At 67.4% G+C, this 19,924-nt stretch carries 20 protein-coding genes and 1 tRNA gene; 10 read left to right on the top strand and 11 right to left on the bottom strand.

Annotated elements, in window-relative coordinates:
- Nucleotides 1–15: 15 nt before the first annotated feature.
- From AB0N75_RS10955 to AB0N75_RS10940, 4 genes are all read right to left on the bottom strand, one after another.
- The gene (locus AB0N75_RS10955; protein WP_364649254.1) at nucleotides 16–1,578 is read right to left on the bottom strand and encodes a dihydrolipoamide acetyltransferase family protein; all 1,563 of its coding nucleotides are present in this window, start codon (nucleotides 1,576–1,578) and stop codon (nucleotides 16–18) included.
- Nucleotides 1,579–1,591: 13 nt separating this feature from the next.
- Nucleotides 1,592–2,566 carry a transketolase C-terminal domain-containing protein gene (locus tag AB0N75_RS10950; RefSeq protein WP_364649251.1) on the bottom strand — a complete coding sequence of 325 codons (975 nt, stop codon included), beginning with the start codon at nucleotides 2,564–2,566 and terminating at the stop codon, nucleotides 1,592–1,594.
- The gene (gene pdhA / locus AB0N75_RS10945; RefSeq protein WP_364649248.1) at nucleotides 2,566–3,747 is read right to left on the bottom strand and encodes a pyruvate dehydrogenase (acetyl-transferring) E1 component subunit alpha; all 1,182 of its coding nucleotides are present in this window, start codon (nucleotides 3,745–3,747) and stop codon (nucleotides 2,566–2,568) included. The genes AB0N75_RS10950 and pdhA overlap by 1 nt, the downstream gene beginning before the upstream one ends.
- A 148-nt stretch (nucleotides 3,748–3,895) precedes the next feature.
- Nucleotides 3,896–5,047, bottom strand: coding sequence for a histidinol-phosphate transaminase (locus AB0N75_RS10940; protein ID WP_364649245.1), 1,152 nt, complete (start codon nucleotides 5,045–5,047; stop codon nucleotides 3,896–3,898).
- A 73-nt stretch (nucleotides 5,048–5,120) separates the two neighbouring features.
- Between AB0N75_RS10940 and AB0N75_RS10935 the strand changes: the two genes are divergently transcribed.
- Nucleotides 5,121–5,522: a phage holin family protein gene (locus tag AB0N75_RS10935; RefSeq protein WP_364649242.1), complete on the top strand. Its 402-nt coding sequence runs from the start codon at nucleotides 5,121–5,123 to the stop codon at nucleotides 5,520–5,522.
- 1 nt (nucleotide 5,523) lies between these two features.
- Here AB0N75_RS10935 and AB0N75_RS10930 read toward each other — a convergent pair whose 3' ends face one another.
- Both AB0N75_RS10930 and AB0N75_RS10925 read right to left on the bottom strand, forming a co-directional pair.
- Nucleotides 5,524–7,041 (bottom strand): hypothetical protein, encoded by a 1,518-nt coding sequence (locus tag AB0N75_RS10930; protein ID WP_364649240.1) that lies wholly within the window; start codon nucleotides 7,039–7,041, stop codon nucleotides 5,524–5,526.
- Nucleotides 7,042–7,074: 33 nt separating this feature from the next.
- Nucleotides 7,075–7,374 carry a hypothetical protein gene (locus AB0N75_RS10925; RefSeq protein WP_364649237.1) on the bottom strand — a complete coding sequence of 100 codons (300 nt, stop codon included), beginning with the start codon at nucleotides 7,372–7,374 and terminating at the stop codon, nucleotides 7,075–7,077.
- Nucleotides 7,375–7,533: 159 nt separating this feature from the next.
- Here AB0N75_RS10925 and purB point away from each other — a divergent pair, with 159 nt between their 5' ends.
- The 5 genes from purB (at nucleotide 7,534) to AB0N75_RS10900 (ending at nucleotide 13,090) form a co-directional block, all read left to right on the top strand.
- Nucleotides 7,534–8,946 carry an adenylosuccinate lyase gene (gene purB, locus AB0N75_RS10920; RefSeq protein WP_364649234.1) on the top strand — a complete coding sequence of 471 codons (1,413 nt, stop codon included), beginning with the start codon at nucleotides 7,534–7,536 and terminating at the stop codon, nucleotides 8,944–8,946.
- A gap of 158 nt (nucleotides 8,947–9,104) precedes the next feature.
- Nucleotides 9,105–9,178 (top strand) — tRNA-Met (locus AB0N75_RS10915).
- Nucleotides 9,179–9,455: 277 nt separating this feature from the next.
- A complete protein-coding gene (gene betT / locus AB0N75_RS10910; protein ID WP_364649231.1) occupies nucleotides 9,456–11,717 on the top strand; it encodes a choline BCCT transporter BetT in 2,262 nt (753 codons plus the stop codon).
- Nucleotides 11,718–11,794: 77 nt separating this feature from the next.
- Nucleotides 11,795–12,232: a hotdog domain-containing protein gene (locus AB0N75_RS10905; protein WP_353917612.1), complete on the top strand. Its 438-nt coding sequence runs from the start codon at nucleotides 11,795–11,797 to the stop codon at nucleotides 12,230–12,232.
- 147 nt (nucleotides 12,233–12,379) lie between these two features.
- The gene (locus AB0N75_RS10900) at nucleotides 12,380–13,090 is read left to right on the top strand and encodes a haloacid dehalogenase type II (protein WP_364649228.1); all 711 of its coding nucleotides are present in this window, start codon (nucleotides 12,380–12,382) and stop codon (nucleotides 13,088–13,090) included.
- 203 nt (nucleotides 13,091–13,293) lie between these two features.
- Here AB0N75_RS10900 and rlmN read toward each other — a convergent pair whose 3' ends face one another.
- Entirely contained in the window at nucleotides 13,294–14,511 is a 1,218-nt protein-coding gene (rlmN, locus tag AB0N75_RS10895; protein ID WP_364649225.1) for a 23S rRNA (adenine(2503)-C(2))-methyltransferase RlmN, read from the bottom strand.
- Nucleotides 14,512–14,647: 136 nt separating this feature from the next.
- Between rlmN and AB0N75_RS10890 the strand changes: the two genes are divergently transcribed.
- On the top strand, nucleotides 14,648–15,142 hold the full coding sequence (locus AB0N75_RS10890; RefSeq protein WP_364649222.1) for a pyrimidine dimer DNA glycosylase/endonuclease V: 495 nt from the start codon (nucleotides 14,648–14,650) through the stop codon (nucleotides 15,140–15,142).
- Between the two features lie 73 nt (nucleotides 15,143–15,215).
- Here the strand turns inward: AB0N75_RS10890 and AB0N75_RS10885 are convergent, their stop codons facing one another.
- The 3 genes from AB0N75_RS10885 to AB0N75_RS10875 all read right to left on the bottom strand — a co-directional run bounded on the left by AB0N75_RS10885 (nucleotide 15,216) and on the right by AB0N75_RS10875 (nucleotide 17,181).
- Nucleotides 15,216–16,382, bottom strand: coding sequence for an aminotransferase class I/II-fold pyridoxal phosphate-dependent enzyme (locus tag AB0N75_RS10885; RefSeq protein WP_364649562.1), 1,167 nt, complete (start codon nucleotides 16,380–16,382; stop codon nucleotides 15,216–15,218).
- Nucleotides 16,383–16,446: 64 nt separating this feature from the next.
- Nucleotides 16,447–16,869 (bottom strand): universal stress protein, encoded by a 423-nt coding sequence (locus tag AB0N75_RS10880; RefSeq protein ID WP_364649219.1) that lies wholly within the window; start codon nucleotides 16,867–16,869, stop codon nucleotides 16,447–16,449.
- A 108-nt stretch (nucleotides 16,870–16,977) separates the two neighbouring features.
- The gene (locus AB0N75_RS10875; RefSeq protein ID WP_364649216.1) at nucleotides 16,978–17,181 is read right to left on the bottom strand and encodes a hypothetical protein; all 204 of its coding nucleotides are present in this window, start codon (nucleotides 17,179–17,181) and stop codon (nucleotides 16,978–16,980) included.
- Nucleotides 17,182–17,413: 232 nt separating this feature from the next.
- On the opposite strand from AB0N75_RS10875, the gene AB0N75_RS10870 reads away from it, so the two are divergent.
- Complete coding sequence (locus AB0N75_RS10870; protein WP_364649213.1) at nucleotides 17,414–17,869, top strand: VOC family protein; 456 nt, start codon at nucleotides 17,414–17,416, stop codon at nucleotides 17,867–17,869.
- A gap of 65 nt (nucleotides 17,870–17,934) precedes the next feature.
- Here the strand turns inward: AB0N75_RS10870 and AB0N75_RS10865 are convergent, their stop codons facing one another.
- Nucleotides 17,935–18,357 (bottom strand): low molecular weight phosphatase family protein, encoded by a 423-nt coding sequence (locus AB0N75_RS10865; RefSeq protein ID WP_364649210.1) that lies wholly within the window; start codon nucleotides 18,355–18,357, stop codon nucleotides 17,935–17,937.
- A 113-nt stretch (nucleotides 18,358–18,470) separates the two neighbouring features.
- Between AB0N75_RS10865 and AB0N75_RS10860 the strand changes: the two genes are divergently transcribed.
- Together AB0N75_RS10860 and trxB are read left to right on the top strand one after the other, a co-directional pair.
- Nucleotides 18,471–18,911: a heat-shock protein HtpX gene (locus AB0N75_RS10860; protein ID WP_364649207.1), complete on the top strand. Its 441-nt coding sequence runs from the start codon at nucleotides 18,471–18,473 to the stop codon at nucleotides 18,909–18,911.
- A gap of 29 nt (nucleotides 18,912–18,940) precedes the next feature.
- Nucleotides 18,941–19,918 carry a thioredoxin-disulfide reductase gene (trxB, locus tag AB0N75_RS10855; protein ID WP_364649204.1) on the top strand — a complete coding sequence of 326 codons (978 nt, stop codon included), beginning with the start codon at nucleotides 18,941–18,943 and terminating at the stop codon, nucleotides 19,916–19,918.
- Nucleotides 19,919–19,924: the final 6 nt, after the last annotated feature.

The raw sequence follows: 19,924 nt of genomic DNA, 5'->3' as shown, positions 1-19,924 counted from the left end.
GCCGCGGCCCCCGCGTCAGTCGAGCAGCAGTGCCGGTTCTTCCATGATGGCGGCGACGTCGGCCATGAACCGGGCGGAGAGGTCGCCATCCACCACGCGGTGGTCGAACGATCCGCCCAGCGTGGTAATCCAGCGCGGGATGACTTCGCCTGACACCACCCAGGGCTTCTGCCGGATGGTGCCGAAGGCGACGATCGCGACTTCGCCCGGGTTGATGATCGGCGTGCCGATATCGATGCCGAGGGCACCGATGTTGGTGATGGACAGCGTGCCGTGCTGCATGTCCGCCGGCTTGGTCTTGCCGGCGCGGGCCGTGGTGGCCAGTTCGTTGAGGGCCACCGCGAGTTCCTTGAGCGAGAGGTTCTGTGCGTCCTTGATGTTCGGCACCAGCAGGCCGCGCGGGGTGGCGGCGGCAATGCCCAGGTTCATGAAGTGCTTGACGTGGATCTCGTCGCCGGACTCCGTCTCCACCCAGCTGGCGTTGACGCTGGGGTTGCGGGCGGCTGCCCAGATGACCGCCTTGGCCAGAATGAGCAGCGGGGACACCTTGACGCCTTCGAAGTCGCGGGACTTCTTCAGCCGCTGGACAAACTCCATGGTCCGCGACGCGTCCACATCCACGAAGATGCTGACGTGCGGGGCGCTGAAGGCGGATTCGACCATGGCCTTAGCGGTGGCCTTGCGCACGCCCTTGACCGGGATGCGCTCGATCCGGTTGTCCAGCAGGCCCTTCCGCGCCGTCCAGAAGGTGGGGGCTGCCGCTTGTTCCGCCTCGCGCTGGGCCTGGTAGCTGAGCAAATCCTGCTTGGTCACCTCGCCGCCCTTGCCGGTGGGGGTGATGTCCGCCAGATTGATGCCCAGATCCTTGGCGGCCTTGCGGACCGGAGGTTTGGCCAGCACCCGCGTGAGCAGCCGGGAGACCGCGGCCTGGACCGCTTCGCCCCGGTGCCCGGCAGCGGCCGGGGCCGAACCGGGGACTGCAGCGTCGTCGTCGGTGGGAACCGGGGGCACGTGCTGTGCCTGGCCCTGCGGTTCGGGCAAGTGCATGGTGGCGGCAGGCGGGGTCGCCTTGCCGGACGGGACCACGGAGCCGCTCCCCGCCGTCGTTGATTCGGCAGTTGAAGCTGCGCCGCCGCGCCGCAACCGGCGCCGGACCGGATCGGCCTTGGGGCCGGAACCGACCAGCGGGCCAGCGGCTGGGGTCGCATCCGGCTCCGGCTGCTCCGGCGCGGGCGCTGCGGCGGATGCTCCGGCGGCGGGTTGCGGCGCTGCGGCGGATGCTCCGGCGGCGGGTTGCGGCGCTGCGGCGGAGGCTCCGGCGTCGGGTTGAGCGCCTTCGGGGGCCACGGCGATGATCGGCGTGCCGACCTCCACGGTCCGGCCCTCCGGCACCAGCAGTTCTGAGACCACGCCGGCGTAAGGGCTGGGCAGCTCGACCAAGGACTTGGCGGTTTCGATCTCGACGATCACGTCGTTGACCGCCACGGTATCTCCTGCCTTGACCTTCCAGGACACGATCTCGGCTTCGACCAGTCCCTCGCCGACGTCGGGGAGGTTGAAAATCTGCGTGTTCGACATGAAATCTCCGATATCAGTAGGCGAGCGAACGGTCGAGGGCCTCGAGCAGGCGGTCGATGTCCGGCAGGTACTGTTCCTCTACCTTGGCCAGTGGGTAGGGCATGTGGAAGCCGCCGACGCGCAGCACCGGGGCCTCCAGGCTCAGGAAGGCGCGTTCGCCCACCCGTGCGGCAATTTCGCCGCCAATGCCGCCGAAGGTCGGGGCCTCGTGCGTGACGATCAGCCGGCCGGTCTTCTCGACCGATGCCGTGACGGTGTCGAAATCGATCGGCGAGATGGAGCGCAGGTCGATCACCTCGACGCTGTTGCCGTCCTCTTCGGCCGCCATCGCCGCGGCCAGGGCGACCGGGACCAGCGGGCCGTAGGCCACAATGGTGGCGTCCGTCCCCTCCCGGACCACCTGCGCGCTGAAGGCATCGCGGCCGGCCGACTCGGTGTCCACCTCGCCCTTGAGCCAGTAGCGGCGCTTGGGTTCGAAGATGATCACCGGGTCCTCGCTGGCCACGGCCTGCTGGGTCATCCAGTAGGCATCGTGCGCGTTGGACGGGGTGATGATGCGCAGTCCGGGGGTATGCGCGAAGAGCGCTTCCGGGGACTCCGAATGGTGCTCGATCGATCCGATGCCGCCGCCGTAGGGAATGCGGATGACGACCGGGGCGGACAGCATGCCGGAACTGCGGGAGCGGATCTTGGCCAACTGCGTGGTGATCTGGTTGAACGCCGGGAAGACAAATCCGTCGAACTGGATCTCGCAGATCGGCCGGTAGCCGCGGAAGCACAATCCGATCGCGGTGCCGAGGATGCCCGACTCGGCCAGCGGGGTGTCGACCACCCGGTCCGCACCGAATTCGGCCTGCAGCCCTTCGGTGACGCGGTAGACGCCGCCGAGCTTGCCGATGTCCTCGCCCATGATGAGCGTCTTCGGGTCGTCGGCCAGGACGGCGCGGAGGCCGCTGGTAATCGCCTTGGCAATGGTCATGGTGGCCATCAGCGTGCCTCCCCTTCAGCCTGTCCGGCGTTGTCCTCGGCGAAGCCGGCCTGGTACTGCCGGTGCCACTCCAGCTCCTCTTGGACTAGTGGGTGCGGATCTCCGTACACGTTGGCGAAGTGGTCCTCGAAGTCCGGGGCCTCCATCGCCAGCACATCGGCGCGCGTGCTGGCCGCGAGCTTGTCTGCCTCCTCGGTGACCTGGTCGAAGAAGTCCTGGCCTGCGGTGTTGGTGCTGCGCAGATACCGTTCCAACCGCAGCAGCGGATCGCGCTCGCGCCACTTCTCTTCTTCCGCGGCCTCGCGGTATTTGGTCGGATCGTCCGCGGTGGTGTGGGCGCTCATCCGGTAGGTAAACGCCTCGATCAGCACCGGGCCCTTGCCCGAACGCGCCCGCTCCAGCGCCCAGCGCGTCACTGCGTGGACGGCCACCACGTCATTGCCGTCCACCCGGATGCCCGGGAAGCCGTAGCCGCTGGCCCGGTTGGACAGCGGGATCCGCGACTGGACCTCCGAGGGGACGGAGATCGCCCAGTGGTTGTTCTGGCAGAAAAAGATCACCGGCGACTGGTTGGAGGCGGCAAACACCATCGACTCGTGGACATCGCCTTCCGAACTCGCCCCGTCGCCGAAGTAGGCGACCGTCACGGCATCCTCGCCGTCGCGCTGGACGCCCATGGCGTAGCCGACCGCATGCAGTGATTGGGCGGCCAGCACCAGCGTGTAGAGGTGGAAGTTGTTTTCCCGCGGGTCCCAGCCGCCGTTGCTGACGCCGCGGAAGAGCCGGAGCACCTTGGACAGCTCCAGCCCGCGGGTGAGCGCCACACCGTGCTCGCGGTAGGTCGGGAACACATAATCCTGGGGCTGCAGCGCGCTGCCGGAGCCGATCTGCGCCGCTTCCTGCCCGAGCAGGGGCGGCCACAGCAGCAGCTGGCCCTGCCGCTGCAGCGCGGTGGCCTCCTGGTCAAACCGGCGGACCAGGGCCATGTCCCGGTACATGGCGCGGAGCGCGTCGCCGTCCAGGTGGGCTGCGAACTGGGCGTACTTGGCATCCTCGCGGACACTGCCGTCGGGCGCCATCAACTGCACCAGCGGCGGCGCGTCAGCGGGGTCGCCGGTCACCAAAGACTGCTCGAGTTCTTCGATATCGAACTCCGAGGCGGGCAAGTGCTCAGCGCCCATATGAACTCCTCGCCGATCCGCCGGGCATCCGGCGATCTTCGCTGTTCATATATGCCGGGTCGGGAATGCATTCCGGACCCGGCATATATCGGTCGTTTGTCTCGTCCTAGCCTAACGGCAGCGGGTGCGGTGACCCGTGCTATTACCGTCAGGAAACGCCGGGACCGTTTGTATAGTTCTCACAGAGCGCCAGGAAACGCGTATTGGCCTCGACCTCGCCGATAGTGACCCGGACACCGTCGCCGGCGAAGGCCCGGACGGACAGTGCTTGCTGCCCGGCCAGTTCGGCAAACTCCTGCGACCGGTCACCCAGCGGCAGCCACACAAAGTTGCCCTGAGTCTGCGGAATCTTCCAGCCCAGCATGCTGAGTCCGGCGACCACACGGTCACGTTCGTCGACCAGGCTTTGTACCCTTTCTACAACTTCGTCGTAGTGCTGAAGCGACGTGATGGCCGCATGCTCGGCCAGACTGGAGACAGCAAACGGTGTTGCCGCGACGCGTAGGTGCTGGGTGATCTGTGGCTGCGAGATCGAATAGCCCACGCGCAGGCCGGCCAGGCCGTGCGCCTTGGAGAAGGTACGCAGCACCACCACATTCGGGTACTTGCGGTACATCGCCACGCCATCGACTACCTCCGGGTCGCGGACGAACTCGGTGTAGGCCTCGTCGATGACCACGATGATGTCGTCCCGGACCGCGCGGACAAAGTTCTCCACGTCGGCTGCCTTCAGCGCCGGTCCTGTCGGGTTGTTCGGTGTGCACAGCAGCATGACCTTGGTCCGCTCGGTCACGGCGTCCAGCATCGCTTCGAGGTCGTGCGTTCCGTCGGACCGGTTGGGGATCTGGACGCTCCGGGCGCCGGAGAGTCCCACCATGATCGGGTAGGCCTCGAACGACCGCCAGGGGTAGACGACTTCGTCTTCGCTGCCGTCCTCGTGCTGTCCGGCAAACGTCTGCAGGATCTGCACTAGGGCGCCCAGGCTTCCGGCGCCGGTGACAATATCGTCGGCCGGGACATCCAGGAAGCGGCCCAGCTCGGTCCGCAGCGCGGTGCACAGCGGGTCGGGGTAGCGCATGATGTCCGTCTGCGCGTTTACGGCTTCCAGCACCGCAGCCAGCGGCGGCAAGGGGTTTTCGTTGGAGGACAATTTGTAGGACTGCAGTCCCTCGATCGCCGTCGGCGGTTTGCCGGCAGCGTACTTAGGCAGCCTGTCGAGGACCGGGCGGGGGTGTATCCGGGCCGACGTTCCTGCTGCCTGAACCGCAGCTTCCTTGATGGGGTTCTCAGGAGAAATCATGCCTTTAAGGATACGTGGGCCGCGGCACAGTTCATTCGCCCGTGGCGACGGCGGGGTGTGGCAGCATAAGCCCATGGGAAAGTTCATCGTGCGGGTCATCATCAACGCGCTGGCGCTCTGGGTGGCGAACTGGATTTTGCCCGGCATGGACATCCACGGATCCGCCGCGGCCGACGCGGTAGGCAATGAAACGCTCGGCACGGTCCTGGGTTATCTGTTCATCGGGCTGATCTTTGGCCTGGTCAACGCGATCGTCCGTCCGGTCGTTTCCTTCCTCTCGATTCCCGTGACGATCCTGACGTTGGGACTGTTCACCATTGTGATCAACGCGCTGATGCTGGTGCTGACCGCCTGGCTGTCCAGCTTCACCCCGGTGGAATTCGTGGTCGATTCGTTCTTCTGGACGGCGATCCTCGGCTCGCTGATCATCAGCGTGGTGTCGCTGGTGGCCGGCACGTTGACCCGGAGCCGCTGAGTCAAGGCTGCCTTTTCCGGAGCCCACCGGCAGCGGCCCGAGGCTGAGCCGTGCGGCCGGCCGGTGAACCCGTCCGGGGCGGCCGTCCGCCATCCTGCTGGGAGCGGCGCAGCGTAAACAGATGCTGCCGGGCCGTACCGCCGGCGAGCGCGGCACCCACGTACGCTGCCGCATCCTGCACCGAAGGATCCGGGCTCGCCTCCATCTCTCGGGCACCCTGCACGTAGTTCTGCAGATCGTGGCCCGGCCCCAGGCCGATGCCTGCGCCCGCGGGAGTGGCCACGGGATCGGTCAGCGTCACGGTCACCTGTTCGCGCCGGTCCGGATTGGGACTGGCATCCGTCCCGGGAACCCAGTCGTGGACATGCTCCACGTGGACGCTGCGCACGCCGGGGCCGGCCGCAATACCGGCTACCGGCGACCCGGCCGTCAGCACGAATCCGACGTTGTGCTCGGCCAGGAAAGCCGGATCCGCGGCGAGGTTCATCGCGTGGATGCCGCCCTGGCTGTAGCCGGTCAGCACCACCAGGTCGTCGGCGCCGGCCCCCGCCTCGCGCAGGGCGCGCGACACGGCATCCGCAACATAAGGGCTGCCGCCGGCGACCGCTTCGGCAATACCGGACTCGTCGAAGGGATTGACCGTCGGCTGGGCCGTGTCGGCGGCCTGCGTACCGGGAAGCGCCACCACCCAGCGCTTCTGGCCGCCGGACTGGATCTCAAGTATCTCCACGGTGCCGTCACCGGCTTCAGCGGCGACGGCAGTCCGTTCCAGCAGTCCCGCCAGCGAGGCCGGTGCCGGTCCGCTTTCCTCTGCCGACACGTCCACGCGCACGATTTCGATGCGGGAACCGTGGAGCACACCGGCATCGCGGACTGCCGCGCCCAGCACGACCGCGATGTGCCGGCTTACGGGCTCTTCCCACGGGCCCCCGTGCCGGGCGTCCCGCAGCAGCATGCCAGCCACCGGTCCACCCAGCGCTCCGGCGAGCGCGGCCGGTCCCTGGTTCAGCAACCGCTCCGCTCCGGCCAGCGTGGGCCGGCCCTCGTTCGCGGCCATGCCGACGGGAACCGTGAACCACCAAGTCGCCGCATCGACGGCCTGCATTCCGCTGGAAGCAGCCTGGTCCGCGGCCCGGTAGGTGCCGTGAGCCAGCCGCACCTTTGCCGCCAATGAACCGCAGCCGCCGGCGATCCCGGCCAGCGATCCGGCAGCGGCCTGCACGGCTGCTTCGGCCGCCATTCGCTCCGGCAGCAAGGCCCAGCGCGGATCGGCCAACAGCAGCTGCACTCCCAGCACCTGCCGCCACAGCTCGTTGATGGTCGCAGCCGCAGCTTCGAGTCCGGTCGCGGCCGACGCCAGCTCCTGCCATTCAAACGCAGTGCCGCCAATGCCGCCGGCCACCCGGTAGCCGTCATAGCTGCGGTACCCGGCCCCGCCACCCCGCCACCGGGCTCCCCCGGGCAGCCAGCCGGCCGCGGCCACCGTGGGCAACCCGATGAGCCATTCCGCCTCAGCCACCGTCGGGCGTCCGGCGGGAGAAGAGTGTTCCGATCATTGCGGGAGGCGGCCGTAGAGGCCAGCGGTCTGCGCAGCCACGTCCGCTGCATCGACGGCACGCGCGGCGTCGCGCAACAGTTCCGCTGCCTCGGCCAGCCGATAGCGGTGCTCGTAAAGCCGTTCCCTGAAGGCCTTGCCGGCCGGCGAGACCCACGCCTGAGCGGCGGCCGCCAGATCCACGCGCACGCCTAACAGTTCCTGCTCGCAGGAAAGGAGCCGCCCGGGAGCCGACCCCCATTCCGGGCCCGGCGGCCCGCCCCACCCGACCTCCGCCGTCGTTGTTTGCCAAAACATCACCCAGACCTCCTTTGCGCCTCCACCATCGACGCTAGGCCCGGCGCCCTCCCCTGCCGCCGAGGCAATCCGGCGTTGTGCACGGCGTCGGCCGGAGCACCGCTGTGGAGGCGAAGTCACGCAGGAATCGGCGGCATTGAACATGGGAGAATAGGGGCCATGGCTGAAACTCACCGCGTCCCCTTGGCAGAAGTCACCCCCGCTATCGCGCTCGGTCCGCTGGACGGGCGGTACCACCACGCGGTCGCACCGCTGGTGGACTACCTCTCCGAAGCGGCACTGAACCGCGACCGCGTCCACGTTGAGGTGGAATGGCTGATCCACCTGACCAGTCAGTCCGTCCTACCCGGCGCGGGCCCGCTGAGCGAGGACCAGCAGGCTGCGCTGCGCAAGATCGTCACCGACTTCGACGGCAACGCCGTCCGTGAACTGGCCGAGATAGAAGCCGTCACCGTCCACGATGTGAAGGCCGTGGAGTACTTCATTGGCCGCCGGCTCGGCGGGATCGGCATCGAGGACCTCACCGCCATGGTGCACTTCGGCTGCACTTCCGAGGACATCAATAACCTCTCCTACGCGGTGGGCGTCAAGGGAGCCGTGGAGCAGGTCTGGCTGCCCGCCGCCCGCGCCCTGGTGGAGCAGTTCGCGGCGATGGCCCGCGAGCACCGCGACGTGCCGATGCTCTCCCGCACCCACGGGCAGCCCGCCACCCCGACCACCCTGGGCAAGGAAATGGCGGTCATTGCGCACCGTCTGAACCGCCAGCTGGACCGGGTCGCCAAGACCGAGTACCTGGGCAAGATCAACGGCGCCACCGGCACCTACGCGGCACACTACGCCTCGGTTCCGTCGGCCGACTGGCAAGCCGTGTCCCGGTCCTTCATCGAGGGCCTGGGGCTGACCTGGAACCCGCTGACCACGCAGATCGAATCGCACGATTGGCAGGCCGAGCTGTACGCGGACATGGCCCGCTTCAACCGGATCCTGCACAACGCCTGCACCGATATCTGGAGCTACATCTCCATCGGCTACTTCGCGCAGATCCCCGTGGAGGGCGCCACCGGCTCCTCCACCATGCCGCACAAGGTGAACCCGATCCGCTTCGAAAACGCCGAAGCCAACCTGGAGATCTCCAACGGGCTGCTGGACACGCTGGCCGCCACCCTGGTCACCTCCCGCTGGCAGCGCGACCTGACGGACTCGTCCTCGCAGCGCAACATCGGCGTGGCCTTCGGGCACTCGCTGCTGGCCATCTCCAACGTGGCCAAAGGCCTGGACCGGCTCAGCGTGCCGGCCGACGTGCTGGCCGCCGACCTGGACCAGAACTGGGAGGTGCTCGGCGAGGCCATCCAGATGGTCATGCGCGCCGAGGCCATCGCGGGCGTGAAGGGCATGGAGAACCCGTACGAGCGGCTCAAGGAGCTCACCCGCGGCCACCGGGTGGACGCCGAGCGGATGAAGGAGTTCGTCTCCGACCTGGGGCTCTCCCCCGACGCCGAAGCCCGCCTGCTGGCGCTGACTCCGGGCAACTACAACGGCATTGCCGGCAGGCTGGTGGACCACCTCAACTAGTCCTCCACTGGTTCTGCCGACGACGGCGGCCGCGCACCTTCCCGGGAAGGCGCCCGGCCGCCGTCGTGCTTTCGGGACAGCGGTTTTGGACGCCGGTGGTGACGCGCCTCACCAAATTCGTCGTTTGGCCACTTGGGGGTCTACAGTCGTTAATACGCCGCGGGGTGGAGCAGTTCGGTAGCTCGCCGGGCTCATAACCCGGAGGTCGTAGGTTCAAATCCTACCCCCGCAACTCCACTGAAGAATCCCGGCCCGGGTCACCGGGTCGGGGTTCTTTTTTGTGCGCGCTGCCTGCAGCGAACCGCCGATTGGCCTCGACCGACGGCGACGAGACGACGCCATGCCGTTCGCCCACAGGGCAAGCCCGCGGGCCGATGAGCAGCACCGAGAGCGCTGATTAAGCAGCGCCGGGCTCCCTCGCTCCGGCATGTCTGGAGCGCCGGCCAAGGTCCGAGTACCGTGCCTCTTACGGGGCGGTGCGTCCGGCCCCGTGATAGAAGGAGATCGTTATGGCCGAGGCCGAAGACGCATCCACACCGGAAAACGAGACCCCGAAGCCGCTGGTTGAACGCAGCCGCTTCGGCGCCGTGGAACGACGGAAACCCGTGGACGCCGAGGTTGAGGCCAGGCGTCCGCCGATTTCCAGCACCGAGTTGAGCAAGGGACCCACCGAACTAGCCGAGCATCGCGGCCCGCGGGTCAACTGGCGCGTGTTCATCATTGCCTCTGCGGTCGTGCTGGCGTTCTCCGTCTGGGCAATGGCTGCCCCGGACAACGCGGCCGCCATCATGCACACGGTGGTCACCTGGATCGCCACCAACCTTGGCTGGTTCTACGTTGTGACCGTCACGCTGGTCATCCTCTTCGTCCTCTGGGTGGCCTTCTCCAAGGAGGGCAGCGTCCGGCTGGGTCCGGATCATTCACGCCCCCAGTACAACCTGTTCACCTGGGTCGCCATGCTCTTTGCTGCGGGGGTGGGCATCGACATGCTCTTCTACTCCGTGACGGGCCCGATCACGCAATTCATCTCGCCGCCCACCGCTACCCCGGAATCCGCGGAAGCCGCCCAGGACGCTGTGGTCTGGACCATGTTCCACTACGGCGTGGCCGGCTGGTCCGTGTATGCGCTGCTGGGCATGGCGATGGGCTACTTCGCCTACCGGTGGGGAATGCCGCTGTCCATCCGGGCTGCCCTCTACCCGCTGCTGGGCAAGCGGGTGCGAGGGGCAACCGGCGACGTGATCGACATTTTCGCCTTGGTGGGCACGGTCTTCGGCGTGGCCACCTCGATGGGCATCGGCGTCGTCCTGCTCAACGTCGGCTTCAGTTGGCTGTTCGGCCTGCCGGAGGGACTGGCGCTGCAGATCGCCCTGGTGCTGGTCGCCGTCGTGATGACGGTCGCCGCGTGTACCTCAGGCGTGGATAAGGGGATCCGCTGGATTTCCGAACTCAACCTGTGGGCGGCCGGAGCGATGATGCTCTACATCCTCGTCACGGGCAAGACATCCTTCCTGCTCAACGCCATGGTCGAGAACATCGGCCGCTTCATCTTCACGCTGCCGGAGCGCACGCTGCAGACCCTGGCCTACGAAGAGGACGGATCTTCGTGGATGGCCGGCTGGACGCTCTTCTTCTGGGCCTTCTGGCTGGCGTGGGGTCCGTTCGTCGGACTCTTCCTGGCACGGATCTCGCGCGGCAGGACGCTGCGCGAGTTCGTCATCGCCGCCATCACCGCCCCGGTGCTCTGCGACTTCTTCATCGTCTCGATTTTCGGCAACAGCGCCATGAGCGAGGTGCTCGGCGGGAATACTGACTTCGCACAGCTCGCCGTCGACAGCCCCGAGCATGGGTGGTACGCGTTGCTGGAGATGTTCCCAGGCGCGCCGTTCCTGATCGGACTGGCGACGCTGTCGGGCCTGCTGTTCTATCTCACCAGCGCCAACTCCGGCGCGATGGTGATGTCCAACTTCTCCTCCTCGATCCCCGATCCGGCGATGGACGGGGCCAAGTGGCTGCGCATCTTCTGGGCCCTGGTCACCGCGGTCCTCACGGTGGCCATGCTGGTGGCCGGCGGCGTGACCACGATGGAATATGCCACCTTGATCTTCGCCCTGCCGGTCACGATCATCGCCTACTTGGTGATGGCCTCGTTCTCGAAAGTGCTCCGGATGGAGCGTGCGGAGCGGGAAGGGCAGGTGCGGCGCAGGCGTTCGACTGCCGCCCACGGTGGACAGGTCCCGGAGAAGACCTGGCGGCAACGCCTGGCCCGCCTGCGTTCCTACCCGTCGAAGAAGGCGGTGGCGCAGTTCGCCGAACGGACCGTCCTGCCGGCCATGCAGGAAGTGGCCAGGGAGTTCACCAGCCTCGGCTACGAGGCGGAGCTGGCGACCGCACCGAACGAGGAAACCGGCATCGACGAGTACACGCTGGTGGTGAACATGGAAAACCACCGCAACTTCCACTACCAGGTGGCCGCGGTTGAGGCGCCGGTGCCGACGTTCGGCGGCCGCAGCATGCCACGGGAGATCGACACCTACTATCGTCTGGAAGTCTTCACCCAAACGGGGACCGAGGGCTACGACCTGATGGGCCTGACCCAGCAGCAGATCATCAACGATGTGCTGGACCGATACGAGGCGCACCTTGGCTTCCTCAGCTACTCCACCGAACACGACTACGCGTCGGTGCTCACGCCCCGGGTGCCGCCGACGACCGAATCGATACCGCTGGTCCCCCAGAAGGCCGACGACGTCGAGCAGATCGACGAGTAGCCCCGCGGCGGCCCGCGGCGGATGCGTTCGATCCCGGGCATGGGCTGCGGGCGGGAACGTCGGCTAGTGTCGTTTCCATGGAGAACGGCGACATCACGTTCCACACCCGCAAGTGGGTGCGGCCCGAAGACCTCAATGCCAACGGCACCTTGTTCGGAGGCAGCCTGCTGCGCTGGATCGATGAAGAGGCGGCCATCTACGCCATCGTCCAGTTGGGCAACGGGATGGCGGTGACCAAGTACATGTCCGAGATCAACTTCGTCAGCTCCGCGCAGCAGGGCGACCTGATTGAAATGGGGCTGACGGCGACGCACTTCGGCCGGACTTCGCTGACTATGCGGGCCGAGGTTCGGAACATGTTCACCCGCCAGTCGATCCTGACGATCGAGAAGATCGTGTTCGTGAACCTGGGCGAGGACGGCAAGCCGGCGCCGCACGGCTACACCGAGATCACCTACTCCCGGGACCGCGTGCCGAGCCAGCATCTGGACGCTGTCCGCCGCGCTGCCGAGTGACCGTGTTCCGTTTCCGGTAGCCGGTAGCCGGTGGCAGAATGGCGGCCATAACCGCTCGCCAGTCCCGCGGTCGCAGGGAACGCACACCGCGTCGGCTACTCGACCTTCGAGTTTGATCCTCGCCGCGTATTCGTTGAAGGGACACGCATGTTCGAAGAGTTTAATGCCCTCAGTTTCGACTGCTATGGCACCTTGATTGATTGGGAAGCAGGGATCGGCGCGGTCCTTGGACCGTGGGGACGGGCCGCGCGGCCCGAACTGACGGACGAAGAGTTGCTGCTCGCCTACGCGGACGAAGAAGCCCGCGTTGAGAGGGAGAATCCGACCACCCTGTATCCGCAGGTACTCGAAGAGGCCTTTCGTGCCACCGGTGCCAAGCTCGGACTTCCCGTTTCCGAAGCCGACGCCAAGCGTCTCGGCGCCTCCGTGCCCGACTGGCCCGCCTTCCTCGACTCCGCTTCGGCCCTTCAGCGGCTTAGCAAGCGGTTCAAGCTGATCATTCTGTCCAACGTCGACAAGAAGAGCTTTGCCGGCAGCAACGCACGCCTGGGCATTGAGTTCGACCGCGTCATCACCGCCGAGGAGGTCGGCAGCTACAAGCCCTCAGTCCAAAACTTCGAAGCCCTCAAAAAGTACGCTGACGGCGCGGACCTAAAGGTCCTCCACGTGGCACAAAGCCTGTTCCATGACCACGTCCCCGCGGCCCAAGCCGGGCTAAAGGGAGTCTGGATCAACCGTCGCCATCATCGCGCCGGATGGGGAGCAACGCCGGATCCCGGCGTCGACGTCAAACCCGACTGGACGTTCAACTTTATGGCCGAATTCGCCGAGGCGGCAGTCCCGCAGGGATCCGACTGAAGCTAGGCCGGTGGCCGCAGGGGCTCGTTTGGCCAGGCCACGGCGGGCTGCCGGGAAGCGCGCTGGTCTCCACGCGCTCGCTGGCGCTCGCTTGGTCGACCACCGGGGACGCGGTCGACCACCGGAGGGGCCAGGCTCGCTTGGTCGACCACCGGTCGTTGCGGTCGACCACCGGGTCGGCCGTCGTCGTTGTCTGGCGTCAGTTATTCTGCTGCGGCGAGCTGGCCGCAGGCGCCGTCGATCTCCTTGCCGCGGGTGTCGCGCAGCGTGGTGGGGATGCCGGCGTCGTTCAACCGGTTGACGAACTCGCGGGTGACGGCCGGATCGGACGAGGTCCAGATCGAGCCGGGCGTCGGGTTCAGCGGGATCGGGTTGACGTGCACCCAGCCGCGGGCGCGCTGGTTCAGCTTCTTGGCCAGCAGATCGGCCCGCCAAGCGTGGTCGTTCATGTCCTTAATCAGCGCGTATTCGATGGACACTCGGCGCCCGGTCGCCCGGAAGTAGCCGTACGCGGCGTCGAGGGCCTCGTCCACCTTCCAGCGGGAGTTCACCGGGATCAGTTCGTCGCGCAGTTCGTCGTCGGGGGCGTGCAGGCTGAGCGCGAAGGTGAAGGGCAAATTCTCACCGGCCAGCTTGTTGATCGCCGGCACCAGGCCGACGGTGGAGACGGTGATGCCGCGGGCGCTCATGCCCAAGCCCTCGGGGGCCTCGTCCACCATCCGGTGCACGGCGTTCATGACGCGCTTGTAGTTGGCCAGCGGCTCGCCCATGCCCATGAAGACGATGTTGGTGACGCGCTCGGCGTCGTGGCCGGCGTCCTTGCGCTTGCCACCCAGGCCGCCCTCGGCGATCACGCGGTTCGCCTGGACAATCTGGTCCAGGATCTCCGCGGTGGACATGTTGCGGGTCAGACCGGCCTGGCCGGTGGCGCAGAACGGGCAGTTCATGCCGCAGCCGCACTGGCTGGAAACGCAGAGCGTGATCCGGCCGGGGTAGCGCATCAGCACGGACTCGACCAGCGAGCCGTCAAAGAGCCGCCAGAGGAACTTGATCGTGTCGCCGTTGTCCGTCTTCAGCCGCTTGACCTCGGTCAACAGGGTGGGGAAGAACGTCTCCGCCAACTCCGCACGGCGCTCCTTGGGCAGGTCGCTCATCCGCTCGGGATCGGTGGTGTAGTGCTGGAAGTAGTGCGTGGAGAGTTGCTTGGCGCGGAACGCCGGCAGCCCCAGCTCCTTCATCTTGTCCTGCCGCTCGGCCAGCGTCATATCCGCCAGATGCACCGGCGGCTGCTTGACCCGCGGGGACTTGAACTGCAGCAGCGGCCGGCCCTCGGTGGTGACGGCTTGATCCCAGCCCTCTGCGGCGGGGCGCACTTGGGGCCGATCGGAAATATTCTGGGGGGAAGAAATCTGCGAAGACATTGCCATCCATTGTCGCACAGACAGGATATAGTTCTCCCTCCGCCATCAAAGTGGCACTAGCTGCGAGAACGCGGCGGCCCGTCCATGGGTCCCGCAGTGCCCGTCCCAGAGGCCCCGGTGTGCCTATTCTGGATCAATGCGTATCTGGAGCCTGCACCCCCGGTTGCTCGACGGCAAAGGCCTGGTGGCGTGCTGGCGGGAGACCCTGCTGGCCCAAAAGGTGCTCGCCGGCGAGACCAAGGGCTACCGCAACCACCCGCAACTGCAGCGCTTCCGAGCCACCGCGGATCCGATGGCCGCCATCGGCGCCTACCTCTGCGGCATGGAGGCCGAGGCGCTGAGCCGCGGCTACGCGTTCAATGCCGGCCTGATCCGGGTAACGCCCGAGCTGGTGGCGGGATGTGCACCCGGCACGCTGGCCCCTCCCCTACCGGTCACCACCGGACAGCTCCGCTACGAGTTCGAGCACCTGATGGCCAAGGTGGCCATCAGGGACCCGGCACACGCGCTGGTCTTGACCGGCGGAACACCATTGCCACGCATCACCTCGGATCCGGCGTACGTCCCGGAGGCCCACCCGCTGTTCACCGTGATCGACGGGCCGGTGGAGGACTGGGAGCGTGCCGCCTGACCCTCCGGAGGTCAGTGCCCTCGGGGCACCGCCTTCCGGAGGTCAGTGCCCTCGGGGCACCGCCTTCCGGAGGTCAGCCCTGCGGTGCGCGGTTCGTTTGGAAGCGGATGATCCGTTCCACGGCTGCGGCCACTGCTTCCGCGCCGGCGGCGAAGGACAGCCGGACTGAGCGGGTGCCGTTGACGGCGTCGAAATCGGCGCCTGGCACCAGTGCCACGCCCTCTTCCTCCAGCAGCGCCCGGCAGTAGTCGGCCGAATCCGCGAAGCCGCTCAGCTGGTCCCCTAGGTCCGCGTACAGATAGAACGCGCCGTCGGCCGGTGCCGCCGTTCCCCACTGCAGCCGGTCCAGGTTCCGCAGCAGGACGGCCCTCACCTCGGCGAAGGCGGCCACCGCGGCGTCGGCCTGCTCGTAGGATTCCTCGCTGAACGCCGCCAGCGCCGCCAGTTGGGCCGGCGCCGGCGGGCACAGCGCAACGTTGCCGGCGAGCGCCTCGATGGCCGGGGCGAGGTCGGCGGGCATCAGCGCCCAGCCCAGCCGCCATCCCGTCATCCCCCAGTACTTGGAGAAAGAGGAAATAACGACGCCGGTGCGGTCCAGTTCCCAGGCACAAGTTCCGCGGGCGTCGGGTGCCGAGGGGTCGGCCGGGTAGGTAATGCCGTGGTAGATCTCGTCGCTGACCAGCCGAACGCCGTGCTCGGCGCACCAGGCGGTCAGGGCGGCCAGTTCGCTGCGCGACACCATGGTGCCGGTGGGGTTGGCGGGCGAGGCCAGCACCAGCCCCGAGAGCGGCCCGTGGGCGGCAGCCGCAGTGTCCAGCAGTTCCGGCGTGGGCTGGTAGCGGACCTCCGGCCCGCAGTCGATCTCCACCACCTCGCAGCCGAGCGCGCGCAGGATGTTCCGGTAGGCCGGGTATCCGGGCCGCGCCAACGCCACCCGGTCCCCCGCGTTGAACGCGGAAAGGAACGCCAGCAGGAACCCGCCCGATGACCCGGTGGTCACGGCCACTTCCTCCGGCGACACGTCCAGCCCGTACCAGCGCCGGTAGTGCCCGGCGATCGCCGTCCGCAGTTCGCGGATGCCCAACGCGCTGGTGTAGGTCAGCGCCTGGCCGGAGGCGTGGATCCTTGCGGCCTGCGCCGAGACGGCCTGCGGTGCGCCGCCCGAGGGCTCGCCGGCGCACAGCGAAATCACGTCCCGGCCCGCGGCGCGCATCTGCGCCACCCGGTCCAGGATGTTCATCACCTGGAACGGCGGAACCTGCGCCCGGCCGGATACCTGCAGCTCGCTCACGTCCCGGCGCCCGCTAGGCGGTCTTGGCGATGTACACGTCGCAGGCCGCCTTGTGCGTCACCGAGCTGGCCACGCTGCCGAGCACCCGACCCAGCCCCTGCATCCCGACGTTGCCCACCACAATCAAGCGGGCGTTGACCCGTTCGGCCTCGGCCACCAGCGCGTCCTGGGGCTTGCCGAGCACCGCGGTGAAACTGGTCCGCAGCCCTTCCGCGCCCAGCTCCGTCGCCACATCGCGGGCAACCTTCTCGGCCTTCTCGGACTCGTGGATGAACCACTTGTCGTTGCCGATCTCCACAACTTCCGTCGTATCGGATTCATGGGCGGTAACCACCCGGAGCTCGGCGCCCATGGACGCGGCAAGTTTCGCCGCCGTGCGCGCCGCCTTCATGGCGGTTTCGCTGCCGTCTACTCCTACGATGATGATTCCGGCCATTGGGCCACCCCTTCGAGCGCGTCGTCTAGCGGCCATGTGGGCCGTTTCACACCAACTTACCCGCACCGGCGCCGATCCGCCGTCAGCCGCGGACCGCCGTCGTCGTTATCAGTCCACGAACTCCGACTGGGTCTCAATGAACTCCCAGTCCTCTTCCGGCAGCGTGGCCTCCTTCAGGTCCGGCCCGCCGGCCTCGTAGACCGCGGCGGCCGCATCCGGATCCACCACGTCGGCGCGCAGGTTCTCCCGGAACCACTGCTTGTGCCCCGTCGGCAGTTTCAGCCACCACTGTTCAATCCGCAATTCCGCCATCTCACGCATCCTCTGCTCGCCGGTACTTCAACCGTAGGTCGGCCGGTCGCGGCGGACAAGGGACGTGTGGCCCGCACCGCCGGCGGAACAGGACGTGGCGCCGGCGGTGCCGCGGCCAAATACCTCCGCCGATAGCCATTGGCGGGAACGCACCGGAGTGCCAAGGTGGACTTCGTCCGCAATCACCCGCCCGCCAACGCCAACGGCGGCCGTCTTCTGAAAAGGACCACACATGGACCGCATGGTTTTCATCAACCTCCCCGTCAGCGACCTGAAGAAGTCCACCGACTTCTACAAGGGTCTGGGCTTCACGCAGAATCCGGACTTCTCCTCCCCGGATGCCTCCTACATGACCATTTCCGGCACCATCGCGGTGATGCTGTTGACCGAGGAGTACTTCGGCAAGTTCCTGCGCAACGGCACCCCGCATCTGGGCTCGGATGCCAAGGAAATACTGGTGGCCCTCAGCGCCGAATCGAACGAGGAAGTGGACCGCTTCCTGGCCAACGCGCAGTCCGGCGGCGGCACCGCCTACCGGCCGACGGAAGAGGAGATGCCAGGGATGTACGGGGGCGCTATGGCGGATCCGGACGGCCACGTCTGGGAGATCATGTACATGTCGCCGGAGGCGCTGCAAGGTGCAGCGGGGGAAAACACCGCCGCCACTGACACCGGCGCCGGCATCTAGATCCGCCGGCGCCGCGCCGGCGAGTTGGCTGCCGCCTCCGCTATCGCCGCGCCAAGAACCCCGGGCTAGGGGCCGGTCAGTTCCTGCTGCAGGCCGCGCACCTTGGCGGCGATCTGGTCGCGGACCAGGCGCATCCGCTCCTCGCCGTGGATCCCGCGCAGGCTCGGTTCCTCGATTTCCCAGCGCTCGTACCGGGTGCCGGGGAGTTCCTCCAGCCGCGCGTTGCTGCCCAAGATGACCACGACGTCGGCGCGTCGCTGCGCTTCCTCGGTCACCGCCGTTGGGACCTGGCCGGAAATGTCGATGCCCAGTTCCGCCAAGGCCGCGGCGGATTCCGGGTTGACGGACTCCCCCGGCTTCGTGCCGCAGGAGCGGACGTCAACCGTGCCGGCCGCGGCGGCTTCCATCAGCCCCGCGGCCATCGGCGATTTCCCGCTGTTGCTGGAGCAGACGAACAGGACGCTGGGCTTCTCGGCTTTGTACCTCATGCCTGCCATTATCTCCGGCGCACCCTATGGGTCTGCCCGAACTTCTGGCACAGTGAAGGAAGCAGCCGGCGCCGGCAGCGGTGGCCGGGAGCCGATCGACGCGAGGGGCCGCCATGACTGCCGAACCAACGGGCGCCGTCCGCCCCACCGTCCTGTTCGTGGCCGTGCGCGACGCCGGACGCTCGCAAATGGCCGCCGCCTACCTGACCCAACTGGCCGACGGCGCCCTCAACGCGCGCTCGGCCGGCATCCGGCCGGCTGCCAGGCTGGACCCCGCCGTGGTTGATGCCATGGCGGAAGACGGGATCGATCTGTCCTCGGCGCAGCCGGCGGAAGTGACCGTGGAGTCCATCAACAACGCCCAGATGGTGGTGACCTTGGGCTCCGGCGGCGACTGCCCGGTGATTCCGGGCCGGCGCTACGAAGACTGGGACGTGGACGACCCCGCCGGGCAGTCGCCGGATGGTGTCCGCGCGGTCCGGGATGACATCAAGCACCGCGTCCAGCAATTGATGTCCGAGCTGCAGCCGGCCCTGCATCCGGACGCCCAGTAAACCCTGTCCACGCTCTGGAGGAGCTCAGGATGAACAGCGAGAAGCTCATCATTGTCGGTTCCGGTCCGGCCGGTTACACCGCGGCCATCTACGCCGCTCGGGCCGGTCTGGCGCCGCGGGTCCTGGCCGGCTCGGTCACCGCCGGCGGCGCGCTGATGAACACCACGGAGGTGGAGAACTTCCCGGGCTTCCCGGACGGCGTGCAGGGGCCGGAGCTGATGGAGCTGCTCCAGAAGCAGGCGGAGAAATTCGGCGCAACTGTGGAGTACGACGACGTTGCCTCCGTTGAGCTCTCGGGCCACCTGAAGAGCGTGACCACTTTGGGCGGCGACGAGTATCAGGCGCCGGCGGTCATCCTGGCTACCGGCTCGGCCTACAAGGAACTCGGGCTGCCGGATGAGAAACGGCTCTCCGGCCACGGGGTGTCATGGTGCGCCACCTGCGACGGCTTCTTCTTCCGCGATCAGGACATCTTCGTGGCCGGCGGCGGTGATTCGGCGATGGAGGAAGCGCTGTTCCTGACCCGTTTCGGGAAGTCGGTCACCGTCGTCGTCCGCCGGGACACGCTGCGCGCCTCCAAGATCATGGCCCAGCGGGCCAAGGACAACCCCAAGATCAGGTTTGAGTGGAACAGCACCATCACCGCGATCCACGGCGACAGCAAGGTCACCGGCGTGACGCTGGCCGACACCGTATCCGGTGCCACCCGCGAGCTGCCGGCGGCCGGGTTGTTCGTGGCGATCGGGCATCTGCCGCGCACCGAACTGGTCAAGGGCCAGGTGGAACTGGACGATGCCGGCTACATCAAGGTGGATTCGCCGACCACCGTCACGAATATCCACGGCGTTTTTGCCTGCGGCGATGCGGTGGACCACCGCTACCGGCAGGCCATCACCGCCGCGGGAACCGGGTGCTCCGCCGCGCTGGACGCTGAACGCTACCTGGCTGCGCTGGAAGATTCGGACAGCATCGCCACGGCCATCGTGGAAGACGAGACGCACGGCTGAACCGGT

The organism is Arthrobacter sp. NPDC089319 (assembly GCF_040684925.1).
In the GTDB taxonomy this organism is placed as follows: Bacteria; Actinomycetota; Actinomycetes; order Actinomycetales; family Micrococcaceae; genus Crystallibacter.
Note: the sequence above shows the minus strand (reverse complement) of the source record. Positions and strands in the feature narration are given on the sequence as shown.